Below are 12,757 nucleotides of genomic sequence, written 5' to 3'. Positions count from 1 at the left end.
CCCGCCCTTCTCGGCGGAGCCACACGGGTGGGGAATTTCGATGAGCGTCAGTGGGGAATTTCAGCGAGCGCGGTCAATGACGCTGCGAAGCCTTCTGAAAGACGATCTGAGCGCGAATGGATGGTTGTCGAGTCTAAATATGCCCGAGTGCCATCTCTGCTACCTAGGCCTGGTCAAGGCGCTCGCAGACCTGAGCGTCGAACTGGGGATCGAGCGCTTCACGCATGCAGCTAACGACGGGCGAACCGCCGAGGCGACCGAAGCAATAGCTCACCGGCTCGACCGCAAATTCCGAGATGCTGTCGCTGAGCTTGACCCGGAGCACAGACACTATCGTCCTTCCGGACCGATCAGAACTCACTGGGGCACGCTGCGATGACCCGTGTAGACGGTGAGACCCTGCATCCATGGGCGCGATGCCGCCCTTAGCGCAGGAATTGACGCCCTTAGCACAGGTATTGAGTAGCCGCGTCGTAGATGATGGGCGCGTTGTACGACGAGGGCATCAACCCTTCACCGTGGCTGAGTTCGTAGACGACCGAGTCACGGGCGCGGCCCCGGTCGATTTGGCGACATACCCACGTGCCGGTCGTGACGGACGCTCGTCCGTCTCGGAACTGACCGTGACATACGCCGTCGATGATGTTGCAGGGATCGCCGTCGTGATCAATTAGTCCAGCCTCGTCTAGGGCGTGTATATAACCAGCGGTGTCGTTCTGCGCTAAGGCGAGACCTGATGCGCCAAGCCCGATGGCGCCGAGCATCAACCCTGCAACAGTGATGACGCCGATCTTGGCCGTTAACATCTCGGCCTAGCCCTCGCCGCCAGATGGAACAGGGAGCACCGCCCAAATTCCATTCGGCTTCGTGGGGTCGCCCGACGCCTGATAAGGCCCCGTCGAGAAACAGCGGAGAGGTCCGCCGTCAGGAGCTTGTGCCACTTGCCAGCTCGAGCACGGCGAGCCAATTTGTCTGACCCCCACGAGATTCGGAGTGGCCGACCACTGGCCCGACACGCCGCCGTCATACGAGAAGCACTGCATTGTCAGGCCAGCCGGCCCGTACCCGTAAGTGTTCAGCGTCCAATTCGAGCATGGACCCCCGGGCACGCCGTCGCGCATTCCGGGCACGACTTGGCACTGTGGTTCGGATGCGCTGCAGCCCTTCGGGTCCGACATTGCTGGCGGAGCGCAAATCACCGATGATGCAGCGACGAATGCGATGGCGCAAGGCATCCAGGCCCAGGCCATCAGCTCGGCCTCGCGACGCTGTCCGGGCCGACCACTAGCCCCGGACACGCGGTGTCCATCGCAACGTTCACAACTTGGTCGGCGGTGGCTTCACTAACCCCGAGTTGCTCCGACACGTCGTCCACGATGAACCACGTCGCGCTGCCACCCACGAGCATCTGACAGGTGCCCCGAGCGATCTGCAGAAGCCGGGTGTCGTCGCCGGGAATCTGGCCGCGCATCCGGTCGATGAACGCTTCCTCGCCGGCAGTGACAGGTCCTGTGTCGGCCCAGCAGTCGAGCGGGTCGGTATGAGCCCCGCAATAACCGGCGTCGTCCGGCCCCGGCGGGGCAGCAGAGGCCGCACCTAAGTTGGCGAAAACGGTGAGTGCGGCAGCAACGCCGACTACGTAGATAGTCCTGTTGATCATTGTTCTCCTTGAGGCGCATACAGAAACACACACCGCGGCGTAATAGCAGCCACGATATGTCCGATCCGAACGGCAGGAATCAGGTTTTTCCCTATGAATGAGTCTTTAGGCGGCCGGAAAGTCGCTATCGGCCAGCGCAAGGTCTGACCATGTGGTGGAGTAGCGACATGGGGGAGGATCAGTAATGAAACGTCAGATCGTCGCCGTCCTGGCTCTGCCAATCTTGGCGGCTCTCGCGCAACCCGCAGTGTCTAGCGCCCAGGATTCCGTGGGAGTAGTCACCAAGAGCGGCAAGATGCAGTGCGGTATTCAGACCAATGATTCGCTGAACCGCGGAAATCTGGTGGTATGTCAGGGATACCTGCCGCATCCGCCGGAAGGGAATCTCGCAGTGATAAGAGCGGACGGCGTCTTCAAATTCTCCAATGGAGACCTCGGGTCGCGGCAATACTCGACCGTCCTCGAATACGGCGAGGTATACCACTTCCTCGGCTGGACGGTAGAGCCCGATGAGTCGGGAACCCGGTTTACGAACGACACAACCGGGCACGGTATGCGGATCAGCACCGACTTCATTCAAACCTTCTAATACGCCGCAACGTGCAGCGATCGCGAAGCTGGCGGCGTTCGTGGCTGAGGCCGCTCCGTCCTAGAGTCCGACCTCCGCGTCCGCCTCGGCTACAGCCTGGGCCTCGCTGAGCGTCTTCGCCGGCGCACCGAGAATCAGCAATCCCGCGCCAGCCACCTTCCGAGAAAGCAGCCAGCCATCCTGTTGACGCACAACTCGATACGTCAACTGGTCATCACCCACCCATGTGGTGAAGGTGTAGTCGCCTGGCCGAAGCTTGTACCACTTGTTGCACTTCATCGCGTAGTCCACGTGCTTCGCGCCTTTCAGCCTCACGCTGCCTAGAACGCCACACTAGTCGGGTCCTTCGTTGGCGCTTACAAACAACTGGAGTCACCTGGTCACGACGGCCCCTATCCCGTCGGGTCGGTTCTTGATCCCCGCGTACTAGCGTCCAACAGCTTTCGGAGGTCCACCTCCCAACCTCCGCTCATTCAACCGTAGACCTGAGTCATGAAGGCGAGATCGCCCCGCTCGTTTCGACTGAGCGTTCGTGCCTGTCGGGGAGCCGATGTAGATTTGAGACTGCTTCATGAGATGTCGTCGCCAAGCTCCGACTGGACGGCACGCCAACCCCACGCTCGTGGGTGGCTCGGATGACGAAGCGGCTGGCACCAACCGGTGACAGCAAGAGCGCCTCCCTCGCGGAGGCTCGGAAATCTGGGAGTCCACATGTCCGGGTATGTCTGGGAACTTTCGGGCACAGATGGCAGATGCCACTCTTATGCCCTGGCCATCTCATCCACTGGATTCATTTCAACCACTCCATGCGGGAGCCATCGGCCGTTATCCCTGTTACCGCAGGCGTAGACGAGGACGGGCTTGTTCACATCGAGGGCGAGGAAGTGTCTCTAGTGCGATGGAACCACCGTCCGGCGCTGTTGCACGAGGCGCTTCGCCGGTACGGCGGGAGAGCGGTGTGGAAGCCACGCTGGCACCTCTTGGCGGTCCCAGAGGAGGCGTTCTTCGGCGGTGCGCGAAGCGTGTTCAGCTTGGCGGCGCCGGACGAACGGCGAGAATGCTACGTCCATCGCGCGACCAATGCCGATCACCTAATCCCCAGCGCAGGGATACCGACGAATGTGCCGCCCCTGCGACTCGCGCCCCCGTATGCCGCTGGAAGGTCGCAGCGACTACGGAAATTGCGGACCAGCAGCAACGAGTAGACGGCAGCCCAAGCCAACGGGGGAAGGGGGTAGAAGGGAGGCCGGAGTCAGACACCCTAGGACTAGGCTGAGCGTAGGGCGCGGCCATACTGATCTCCTGTTTGACGGACATAATGGCATGAGATTTTGCTTTACCCATAGGTTGCTCCGCCGTTCCGCCTGGTACGAGTTCGGCTGTGGCAGATTTCGGTCGGCCCCCCATTTCGGACCTGGCTACGGGCTCGATGAGCAATAAGCGGCGTTTCGCGCATCGTCGATCGAACACGCCTTTACGAGGCCCAAAGCCCTGGCTCACGCAGTAGCGGTTGGTTACGCGACGGCCATTGGCTGCGGAGTTCAGTCGGCGGCCGGGCTCCTGCGCAACGTGGTCACCGCAAAGAGAATATCGGGGCAATCTGGCCGGCTGCGGCGCGCTTGGCGGCAGATTGCCGACGCACTCCCGTATGTACGAGTTGAATCAGGGTGTGACCAAGCGACTGAGATGGACAGATGGCCTCCACGAAGAGGACGAATCTCCGACATGGGCGCGGGCCGACGGCGACCATCTCCGCTACTACGAAGTAAATACGGCCGGTGCGGATGCGTGGATCGTGGCGTTTTCTGTCGATGATGTTGATGGAAGGCGCGTACAAGTCGCTCGGGGCTGGGCACATTCGCGCGACGAGGCCAAGCAGATAGCAGAAGAGTGGGAAACCGGGATGTCGGTATTCGAGAAAAGCAAATACGATCTATCCCCGCTACATCAGCCACATGGTTCGACTCACGTCCCTTCGCCGACACGGCCCGAACCTGGCCATTGATACAAGCGACTGGTTCATAGATCGTTTCGGCGGGCCGCCTGCGCCCGGGGACGGCTTCTGACCCACAACGGGCTCCTGGCCCCAATCGCCGAGCTGGCAGCGCAGGCAGCGTCCGCCGGGCTGGGGCGCGCCCACGTAGAGGCCGCCGCGCCCGCGGTCGCGGCAGGGCGGCTTGGCGAGCAGCGGCGGTCGCTCCCGTCAGGTGGCAGGTCAGCCGTGGGCCCCCGACGGCGGGGTTGTGCCAGTCTGGGGGCGCTGGGCCTGGTTGGCCTTGAGTTGGCAGCGTAGGCACGGACCGCCGAGGGCACTGGGCAGGCCGGTCCGTCTGCACTCGGGGCACGGTCGTTTGCCGGACGTATCGACGCCCTTGTCCCTTAGCCCGCCCCCTTTGGGATCGGTGTCAGAAGCCGTCAAGCCGTCAGAGGTAATCGTGTGACCAGCAAGTACGCCACACTGCGCGGTATTTTCCCGGTAGTCAGAGCGTGTCAAACGGGTGTCAGATTTGACGGGTTCTGACGGGTTCTGACGAGTGGCGGTTTTCCCGTCGTCTTCCACTTTGCCCTTGTCAGAAGGCATCGTCTGACGGTCTGGCGGGTTCTGACGGAGGTACCTGCGGAAGGCGTCCGTCAGCTCGTCCACGCGGTAACCCCGGACTTTGCCGGAGGTGTCGCGTCCGGGCTTGACGCCGAAGGGCCGCAGCCGTTGCGCGAGTCCGTTCTCGTTCAGCTCGAACTTCTGCCACGGCGACTCGGCCCGTGCGCGCAGCAATTGGGCTAGCGCCGCGGAGGCGATGAAGCTGCTCTTATGCTCGTCGACGATGTCGCGGATGTCGGATAGCAGCTTGGTATCGAGCTTGCACTCCTCGTCGTCCTCGGCCGCCGCCCCGGTGAGCGCCGCGCAGGCGTCGCGAACCCGTTGCGGCCAGTCGCCGCCGGCCTCCTCGGCGATGGTGAACAGCGGCTCCCAGGCGTCCTGCGCCCTGTCCTCGACGGCGTCGGGCATCGTCGGCTCGGCGGCGCGCAGCCGGTCGAGGCGGGTCGTGCCCTCGTCGTCCTTGACGGGGCTGCGCACCCACGCCTTGATTTTGTTGCGTAGTTCCTCGAGTGCCGGACCGTCGCGGCGGCTCCGGTACCGGGCGACGGTTTCTCCGGGAGCTCTCCGCCGAAGTGCGATGTTTACGGCACGGTCTGAGATCGTGTCGGGGATGTGCTTTATTGCGGCAAGCATCGACATGGAGAAGACATCGAAAGGTACGGACTCCTGATTGGTCCCCACGCCGACGCACCGCCAAACGGGCCAGTCGCGCTGGTAGCTGCTGTTGTATAGACCCCGAAGGTCATCATTCTGCTCGGCGGCCTTCCTGGTCCCGAACACGGCATCTACCTCATCATGGAAGATCGTCGGGCGGTCATGTTCATTGCTGTCGGACACCAGACGAAACAGCGCGGCGACTGAGGTGTTGGCCACCAGCACCGAGTTGAAACTGAGGGCTGCGGAGACCTCCATCAACCGGGTCTTGCCACAACGCTTCATCGGGCTGGTGATGCATAGCTTGGTCGCGTGGTGCCACGCTGGGAGCGCGTGGGTGGTTGCGGTCCAGAGTGCGACCGCGACTGGCTGGTGCTCATCGGCGAAGGCGACGAAGCGGGTGAGCGTCGCGTAGACCTCGTCGAGGAGGTCGGCTCCGTTCTCCTCGGGCACCAACTCCGCCTGGTTGGCGTTGACGGCGGCGGTCATCGGAGGCACCTGGTCGGCGTCGTTCATGCTGCCCCTTTCCGCCATTGCCGCCGGCGCAGCGACCGGGCGGCGGCCTTCATGTCGCCCCCGTGATTGAGGACCGCGTAGGCGGCGAACCGGCTGTAGCCCTGCGGCTCACCGGGCCGCGTCGTGTCGAAGTCGGTGCTCGTCGAGTAGACGTAGAGCGAGCCGTTGCTGACCGTCGCCGACCATTCCGCGGTGGCGGCGGGGTGGCGCCAACGCGCCCCCTCCTCGTCGCCGCCGGCATCGACACAGTCCCAGCCGTGCGGCTCGAGGACCTCGTGCCAGCTCGTCGACCCGTTGTAGGCGTCGACCACTGACGGGCTACTGCCCGTCCACCGCCGGCGCTCTGGGCCGGCATGCCTCGGCGGCTCGGTGACCAAAGCGACAAACCACCGCGGCGGCTCGGGGATTGGCCCGTCCACGTAGCGGTAGCCGCGCCCGGTCTCGGGGTGGACCGACGGTGGCAGCACCACGTAGCCGCCCTCGTGCTTGAGGTCAATGCCCTTGGGCAGGCGCCGGGCGCTGATCCTGCCCTGCGGGCGGCGCACGAACAGGTGCGCTCCCCCGCCGTCGCGCCCAGAGAGGCTCATCTGGCAGCGCGGCCAGGGGCCGTGGGCGGCGAGCAGCGAGTCGAAGGCGTCGATGTCGTCCACATCGACGACGAGGACGCGGTCGGGGACACGCCCGCCGATATTGGCCGTGCCGAAGTGGTGGTCGGCCCACAGCGCGCCGATCAGGGCGCGGTCGGTCGTGGCGTCCCACACGCCGTGCCCGAGGCGGCCGCACTCGCCGCGGCACCGGCGCCTGCCGCAGTGCGCGGAGGGGATGCATGGCACCTTGCCCCGCAGCGGGAATACCGGCCAGCCGTTGGCGGCCCATTCCAGCGCCGCGTTGACCATCCCGCCCTCAGCGACGAGTGTCCTCAGCCGCAGATCGTCGGCGTCCTGGGTTATGATCGAGTCGTCCTGAGGGGGACTGGTCGCCTCTGCGGTTTCGCGGGGGCGATCTTTGTCGTCTGTCACGTCACCGCACCCCCAAGTGGGAGGCTGCGGCCTCTGGTGCCACGCTGGCCTGGCGACCCGAGACACGCCCAGCGGGGCGCTCAGGGGTTACCCGCCGCATCTCGTAGTCCTTGAACCACGCAACCGACTTGGCGTCGTAGTTGAAACCCCCTCGCCCGTCGTTGCGGGGGGTCACCTTGCCCAGCGCCACCGCATACTCGATCAGATGAGGGCGCTTGCGGTCGCGGTTGGCCTCGACCACGGTCCCGACCTTCCCCCGGAACTGCGGCCAGGTGCCCTTCGACGGCCAGCGGGTCTCGTCGCGTTCGATGCGGACCCGGTCGCCCACGCGGGTGTTCATTAGTCACCCCCGATGGGCCGGGACAGGGCGTCGAGGTCGGCGGTGTCGATCCTGATGGCGCGGGCGCCGACGCGGTAGGCCCGCAAACGACCATCGCTGACGTACCGCCGTAGTGTCTTCTCGCTCAGACCGACACGCTCAGCGGCCTGGTGAAGGGTGAGCCTCATGCGCCGGCGTCCGACAGCAGCGACGCCGCATAGGCGTGCTCATCGGCGTTCATCGGCGGGTTCTGCGCGATTAGCTTCTCGAGGGCGCTGAGCCAGTTACCGACGACCATGAGGCGCTTGGCCTCGAGCAGTTCGGCGTCGTCCGGCGCGCGATCGCGGATCAGGCCGGCGTAGCGGCCCTGGTGGACCCGCCTAGTGGCGGAGAGAGATTCAGGGCGTATTGGAAGGAAGGGGGCCATCAGAAGGACTCCTCGGCAGCGTTGGACAACAACTGCCCGGTCCTTAGTCCGTGAACGCCGAACCTCGCGGGGTGCTCGAGCTCAGGCTCCTCCGTCGAGCGGCCCGTTCATAAGCCTCCGGGGAGCTGAGTCGATATTAGCAGTCGGAGGTAGCTCCGGCCCAACGCTTGCCTGAGCGTGTCACCTACGGATGTCAACTGTCCGTTGACAATTCGACAGCCTCACCCTCGTCGGACAGCGCGACGAACACGTCGATGGCGTCGAGCGCGACGAAAAAGGCGTCGAGGGGTCGGCTCACTCCTCCTCCTCGGCCAGCGCGGACAGCGCCTCGGCGATCTGCGCATCGCGCCCACTCACGATGCCCTGGTAGATCAGGCTCGCGGCCACCGTGGAGTGGCCAAGTCTGTCCATGGACTCGCGCAACGTGCCGACACGGGCGACCTGGGTGCCCTGGAAGTGGCGTAAGTCGTGAACCCGGACATCCTCGCGCTCAATGGCTTTCAGCGCTTTGGCAAAGTACTCCCGGCTGAATACACGGTCGTTAAGGTGCCCACCACGTGCTGCCGGGAACAGTAGGGCCTCGGGGCCGTCGCCGACGAACTCGTCCAAATGTTGAACGAGGTCGGCGCGGACATGGGGAGGGACGACGACGTTGCGTACCCGGCCGCTTTTGGGGCGATCCACGCGGTACGCGCCGTCGCGGCGGGTGACGGCGCGGGACACCGTGAGCACGGCGCCGTCGGCGCTGATGTCCTTGCGGCGCAGCTCGGATACCTCCCCCCACCGAAGCCCGCACCACGCCATAACCTGCACCATGGCTCGCAGTCGTTCGGGGCGTATCGCCTCGGCGAGTGCGGCGACCTCGGCGACGCCCAGGATGACGGGCTCGCGGCGGCGCGGTGCCCGCATGGCACGCGGAACCGAGCATGGGTTGGTGGTGATCAGTCCGTCGGTTACGGCGGTGGCCAGGACCGCGTGCAGCAGGGAGTAGGCGTGCGCACGGGTCGTCGGGTGGCCAGGGGCCAATGCGGCGTGCCAGGCGCGCACCTCCCGGGCATTCAGCCCGCTCAGGGGCAGGTGCCCCAGCATCGGCTCGATGTGGTTGGCCAGCAGGGACTCGTAGTGACGGCGCGTGCGGTATTTCAAGCCGCGCTCCGCGACCCAGGTGGCCGCGTATCGCCCGACGGTGAGAACCTCACCCCGGCGTGCGGCCCTGCGCTGCGCCGGCGGCGTCCACTGATCCAGCTCGATGAGGCGGCGCTCCGCGGATAGCCAGCCCTCGGCGTCGAGCTTGGCCGTGAAAGTGTGCGGGGCGTTGTGGCGCCGTAGGTCAGGGCCGACGTAGGACGCTTGCCACCTCCGCGAGGGCAACCGGCGAATCCAGCCCCACCCCCGCCGATTGGACCGCCCGACCATACCTCACCGTGCTATCTCCGTGTTATCTACGTGCCTACAACAGGATACGGATGTCTATTGCTGTCCACACATTGTTCTGGTGATCAGCGCAGTTCAAACTTGGTTTGTGCTGGCCGAGGGCGGTCAAGACGCTTTGCTCAGCCGCAGGTTCGAATCCTGCCGAGGGCACCCTCAAAATCACCCGCTGACTGGCCTTTGGCTATCCGTCTCGGCGCCCACCGCACCAGTGTCAGCTACGAACTAAGCCGATTTGCACGCCAGTTGCAGCCGTTCGAGGCGCCGCACCAGGAGGCTCGGCAGCCACCGGCCCACCTCAGCCGCTTCGATCGTCGACGTGTGCTCCAGGAGTTGACCGAGCACGATCCGAGCCTCCAACCGGGCGAGCGCCGCTCCGACGCAGAAGTGCGCGCCCTTGCCGAATGAGATGTGGCTCTTTCCGGCCGGCCGGTCCAGTCGAAACTCGTCGGGATTGTCGAACTGCGCCGGATCGCGGTTGGCCGCTCCCCATAACAGCAGAAGGCGCGAATCCGCTGGAAGATCCACACCACACAGCGTGGTGTTCCTGACGACGTGACGGTAGTGGCCCCGAAACGGCGGCTCGTATCTCAATACCTCTTCGAGGAACGCGCCGAGCAGCTCCGGTTGCTCGCGCACGCGCTCTTGGACATCCGGTCGAGTCGCCAAAACCCAAGCTGCAGAACCGATCAACGACGCCGTGGATTCGCCACCCGCGCTGAACAAGATGATCATCATCGCCTGCGCGGTCAGCTCTTCGAACTCACCCGATGCGCACGCCATAGCCAAATCGCCCAGCAAGTTGTCCTGCGGGTCGGCGGCAGCTTGCCGGAACTGATCGGTGATGTAGGCCGCGAGTTCCATCACGGCGTTGCCCGCAGCGGTGAGTTGGTCTTGGCTGACAAGTCCCTCGACCACCTGGGTCGCCGAATATCCCCACCGCACGAGCTTGTCGATGTCGGTATCCGGGACACCGATGATCCGCCCCACGACCATCATGGGCAGCCGGTTCGCCATGGCGCTCATCCATTCGATGCGCCCGTCTCGCATGCTGGCATTCCCGAGCCGCTCGGCGGTTTCGGCGATGAACGGCTCGAAGGCCCGGATACGTTTGGCTGCCAGCTGCGGAAGCAACGCCTTCCTGTGCACCGCATGCGCGGGCTCGTCGGCGGTGGCCAGCACGTGGCTTTTTCCGCCCAAACCTTCCATCTCGAAGGCGCCCACTTCGCCGCCGGGCTGATACGTCATCGTCGCGGTGAGGTTCGACGAGAAGTCGTCGGGTCGAGCGACGGCGTCGTTGACGGCATCCCAGCTGCACACCGCATAGAACCCGGAATCGCCGATCCGATGCACCGGTGCTGTGGCCAACATTCGCCGGTAGAGAGGGTAGGGATCTTGGATGTACTCATCATCGAACAACCCGATGCCAAGCTGACCATCGCGCGACGTCATTTCTCCACGCTGATCGGCGTCGACAACGCGCGTCAACCAGCTCCGGGAAAGTTGAAACGCCTGCTACGCCCATCGCGCGGCGGCCGTCTCACGGTACACGCTGGACCGGCGTCGACGCTGAAATCTGCGGACGAATTTGTCTCAACCCTGAGACGATATGACTTTGGGGATTCGAGAGGACGATCAGCGTGATCCGAGACGATTGGCTCCTTGGCGGCGAGCGCCGTACGGCTGCCGCAGACCGCATCTATGCCGCAGCCACCGACCTCGTGCTGCGCGACGGTCTACAAGCCTTCGACATGGACGCCCTGGCCGCACGAGTGCACTGTTCGCGGGCGACTATCTATCGCTACGCCGGGGGCAAAGCCCAGATCCGCGACGCCGTTCTACTCCGCCTGGCGGCCCGCATCGTCGACTCGGTCCGACGCGCCGTAGAAAACTTGAGTGGCGCGGAGCGAGTGGTAACGGCAATCACGGTCGCACTCGAACACATCCGATCGGACCCGATACGGCAAATGATGATCGGGTTGAGTGCCGGTCGTGATCTGACCGAGCTTCCGTCGTCGCCAGTGCTGGGCCGTCTCGCCGCCGACCTCACCGGCATAACCGACGACGACCCGCAGGCGGCCCAATGGATCGTTCGCGTCGTCATGTCGCTGGCGGTCTGGCCGATCGGCGACAACGACGTGGAACAGCAAGTGGTGCGGCGCTTCATTGCGCCGGCATTCAACTGACGGATCGCTTCGTGCCCGCTACTCGGACGTGCGTGAATACTGACAGCCTGCAGACTCGGGGTCTCCGACCTCGAACGGGGTGGGCGGTGAGGAAAGCTCGCCCCAGCACTCCTCCTGTTCGAGATCCATGTTGTCGTCGTACGTTCCAGTGTCAGGGACTAGATCAGCGGCGGCGACAGACGTGAACCCACCGAGAACGAAGCTGACTGACAATCCACAGACAGCGCCGATTTTCTTGATATCGAAAATTTGCTCGGTCACGGGACATCCCTCCCCGAATGGAACACCGAGAGACCTGGAAGTCTAGTTCAGCCACCCGTGTGTCGCACGCCGAAGGAAATAGATACGCGCTCTGAGCCGTTTGCTGACGTCCCAAACGGAGCCTCGCCGCTGAGATCGCGGCGAACCGTGCGGTTACACCGGCAGACTCGTCCCGGTCTCCTTTTCGGCGAATTCCCACAGCCTTCGGGCGTCCTCGTAATCGCACGCGACGGCCGCGCGGCCGCTCAACGTCGGACCCCCCTTGAGTCCGTATCTGCTGTCGATCCCGACGTAACTGCCGGGGGGAATCGGTTCAGTGATGCAGTAGAGCGTCGGCGCGGCGCCTGCGTCGGCGTCGTTGGCGAGCGCACCGGCCACGGCCTTGGCCACCGAATGGAAGGCGGCCATCACCCGGGTATCCGACACGTTGGTCAGGTTCGACGCGACCCAGCCCGGATGTGTCAGATAGCTCGTGATCGGTGAACCGGCCTCGCGCAGCCGCCGGTCGAGTTCGAGGCCCCACAGCATCACCGCCAACTTCGAGCGCGCATAGGCCGGATAGGCCGACCACTTGCGCGACCGCAGATGCGGGTCGTCGAACGCGATGGCCGCCGCCTTGTGCGCATCGGAGCCGACGTTGATGATCTTGTCCCGCACCCGGTCGAACACCAGGTTCGTCAACGCGAACGGGCCCAAGAAGTTGGTGCCGAGCGTCATCTCGAAGCCGTCGACGGTGTCGCTTCGGCTCTGGGCGACCAAGCCCGCGTTGTTGATCAGGATGTCGACGTCGCCGTCGAACAACTCGGGAAAAGCCCGCACCGACGCCTGATCGGCGAGGTCGAGCTTGACCACGGACGTGTCTCCGCCCATCTCCGCCGCACGTTGCGCACCCAGTTCGAGGTTGCGAACCGCGAGAATCACATGAGCGCCCGCGCCCGCCAGGGTCCGCGCAGTCGCAAGGCCGACGCCGTTGGTCGCGCCGGTGACGATGATCCGCTTGCCGCTCAGATTGCCGAGCCGGCTCGGCGACCAATTCGTAGCCACAACGGCACATTAGCGACGGCCGCGTCGCACCGAATCGTTGACATGACACTTT

The 12,757-nt window shown here is 64.6% G+C and carries 15 protein-coding genes and 1 riboswitch; of the genes, 2 read left to right on the top strand and 13 right to left on the bottom strand.

Annotation, left to right across the window (positions count from 1 at the left end; translation table 11 throughout):
• Positions 1-163: 163 nt before the first annotated feature.
• The 3 genes from AU187_RS25495 to AU187_RS16355 all read right to left on the bottom strand — a co-directional run bounded on the left by AU187_RS25495 (position 164) and on the right by AU187_RS16355 (position 1,660).
• Positions 164-325, bottom strand: coding sequence for a hypothetical protein (locus tag AU187_RS25495; RefSeq protein WP_156425475.1), 162 nt, complete (start codon positions 323-325; stop codon positions 164-166).
• Positions 326-446: 121 nt separating this feature from the next.
• Positions 447-806: a DUF732 domain-containing protein gene (locus tag AU187_RS16360; RefSeq protein ID WP_059097781.1), complete on the bottom strand. Its 360-nt coding sequence runs from the start codon at positions 804-806 to the stop codon at positions 447-449.
• Between the two features lie 443 nt (positions 807-1,249).
• Complete coding sequence (locus AU187_RS16355; protein WP_059097782.1) at positions 1,250-1,660, bottom strand: DUF732 domain-containing protein; 411 nt, start codon at positions 1,658-1,660, stop codon at positions 1,250-1,252.
• A gap of 184 nt (positions 1,661-1,844) precedes the next feature.
• On the opposite strand from AU187_RS16355, the gene AU187_RS16350 reads away from it, so the two are divergent.
• Positions 1,845-2,249: a hypothetical protein gene (locus AU187_RS16350; protein WP_059097783.1), complete on the top strand. Its 405-nt coding sequence runs from the start codon at positions 1,845-1,847 to the stop codon at positions 2,247-2,249.
• 60 nt (positions 2,250-2,309) lie between these two features.
• On the opposite strand, the gene AU187_RS16345 is transcribed toward AU187_RS16350, so the two are convergent.
• From AU187_RS16345 to AU187_RS16315, 8 genes are all read right to left on the bottom strand, one after another.
• A complete protein-coding gene (locus AU187_RS16345; RefSeq protein ID WP_156425476.1) occupies positions 2,310-2,540 on the bottom strand; it encodes a hypothetical protein in 231 nt (76 codons plus the stop codon).
• A 276-nt stretch (positions 2,541-2,816) separates the two neighbouring features.
• Positions 2,817-2,928: riboswitch (SAM riboswitch) on the top strand.
• 1,536 nt (positions 2,929-4,464) lie between these two features.
• On the bottom strand, positions 4,465-6,018 hold the full coding sequence (locus tag AU187_RS16340) for a DUF3631 domain-containing protein (protein WP_059166919.1): 1,554 nt from the start codon (positions 6,016-6,018) through the stop codon (positions 4,465-4,467).
• On the bottom strand, positions 6,015-7,037 hold the full coding sequence (locus AU187_RS16335) for a bifunctional DNA primase/polymerase (RefSeq protein ID WP_059097786.1): 1,023 nt from the start codon (positions 7,035-7,037) through the stop codon (positions 6,015-6,017). Before AU187_RS16335 ends, AU187_RS16340 begins: the two co-directional genes overlap by 4 nt.
• 1 nt (position 7,038) lies before the next feature.
• Positions 7,039-7,377 carry a hypothetical protein gene (locus tag AU187_RS16330; RefSeq protein WP_059097787.1) on the bottom strand — a complete coding sequence of 113 codons (339 nt, stop codon included), beginning with the start codon at positions 7,375-7,377 and terminating at the stop codon, positions 7,039-7,041.
• A complete protein-coding gene (locus tag AU187_RS25125; protein WP_082683836.1) occupies positions 7,377-7,544 on the bottom strand; it encodes a helix-turn-helix domain-containing protein in 168 nt (55 codons plus the stop codon). Before AU187_RS25125 ends, AU187_RS16330 begins: the two co-directional genes overlap by 1 nt.
• Positions 7,541-7,783 carry a hypothetical protein gene (locus AU187_RS16325; protein WP_059097788.1) on the bottom strand — a complete coding sequence of 81 codons (243 nt, stop codon included), beginning with the start codon at positions 7,781-7,783 and terminating at the stop codon, positions 7,541-7,543. The genes AU187_RS25125 and AU187_RS16325 overlap by 4 nt, the downstream gene beginning before the upstream one ends.
• A gap of 294 nt (positions 7,784-8,077) precedes the next feature.
• Positions 8,078-9,199, bottom strand: a complete 1,122-nt coding sequence (locus AU187_RS16320) for a tyrosine-type recombinase/integrase (RefSeq protein ID WP_059097789.1) — start codon at positions 9,197-9,199, stop codon at positions 8,078-8,080.
• Positions 9,200-9,439: 240 nt separating this feature from the next.
• Positions 9,440-10,666, bottom strand: a complete 1,227-nt coding sequence (locus AU187_RS16315) for a cytochrome P450 (RefSeq protein ID WP_059097790.1) — start codon at positions 10,664-10,666, stop codon at positions 9,440-9,442.
• A gap of 188 nt (positions 10,667-10,854) precedes the next feature.
• Between AU187_RS16315 and AU187_RS16310 the strand changes: the two genes are divergently transcribed.
• Positions 10,855-11,400, top strand: a complete 546-nt coding sequence (locus AU187_RS16310) for a TetR/AcrR family transcriptional regulator (protein WP_059097791.1) — start codon at positions 10,855-10,857, stop codon at positions 11,398-11,400.
• Positions 11,401-11,418: 18 nt separating this feature from the next.
• Here the strand turns inward: AU187_RS16310 and AU187_RS16305 are convergent, their stop codons facing one another.
• Both AU187_RS16305 and AU187_RS16300 read right to left on the bottom strand, forming a co-directional pair.
• Complete coding sequence (locus tag AU187_RS16305) at positions 11,419-11,661, bottom strand: hypothetical protein (protein ID WP_059097792.1); 243 nt, start codon at positions 11,659-11,661, stop codon at positions 11,419-11,421.
• A 153-nt stretch (positions 11,662-11,814) separates the two neighbouring features.
• Complete coding sequence (locus tag AU187_RS16300) at positions 11,815-12,705, bottom strand: SDR family NAD(P)-dependent oxidoreductase (protein ID WP_059097793.1); 891 nt, start codon at positions 12,703-12,705, stop codon at positions 11,815-11,817.
• Positions 12,706-12,757 lie beyond the last annotated feature (52 nt).

It is taken from the genome of Mycobacterium sp. IS-1556 (assembly GCF_001499985.1).
GTDB lineage: Bacteria > Actinomycetota > Actinomycetes > Mycobacteriales > Mycobacteriaceae > Mycobacterium.
Note: the sequence above shows the minus strand (reverse complement) of the source record. Positions and strands in the feature narration are given on the sequence as shown.

Coding starts and splice junctions, on each gene's coding strand:
- AU187_RS16360 (WP_059097781.1), bottom strand. CDS start 806: ATGTTAACGGCCAAGATCGGCGTCATCACTGTTGCAGGGTTGATGCTC.
- AU187_RS16355 (WP_059097782.1), bottom strand. CDS start 1,660: ATGATCAACAGGACTATCTACGTAGTCGGCGTTGCTGCCGCACTCACC.
- AU187_RS16350 (WP_059097783.1), top strand. CDS start 1,845: ATGAAACGTCAGATCGTCGCCGTCCTGGCTCTGCCAATCTTGGCGGCT.
- AU187_RS16340 (WP_059166919.1), bottom strand. CDS start 6,018: ATGAACGACGCCGACCAGGTGCCTCCGATGACCGCCGCCGTCAACGCC.
- AU187_RS16330 (WP_059097787.1), bottom strand. CDS start 7,377: ATGAACACCCGCGTGGGCGACCGGGTCCGCATCGAACGCGACGAGACC.
- AU187_RS25125 (WP_082683836.1), bottom strand. CDS start 7,544: ATGAGGCTCACCCTTCACCAGGCCGCTGAGCGTGTCGGTCTGAGCGAG.
- AU187_RS16325 (WP_059097788.1), bottom strand. CDS start 7,783: ATGGCCCCCTTCCTTCCAATACGCCCTGAATCTCTCTCCGCCACTAGG.
- AU187_RS16320 (WP_059097789.1), bottom strand. CDS start 9,199: ATGGTCGGGCGGTCCAATCGGCGGGGGTGGGGCTGGATTCGCCGGTTG.
- AU187_RS16315 (WP_059097790.1), bottom strand. CDS start 10,666: ATGACGTCGCGCGATGGTCAGCTTGGCATCGGGTTGTTCGATGATGAG.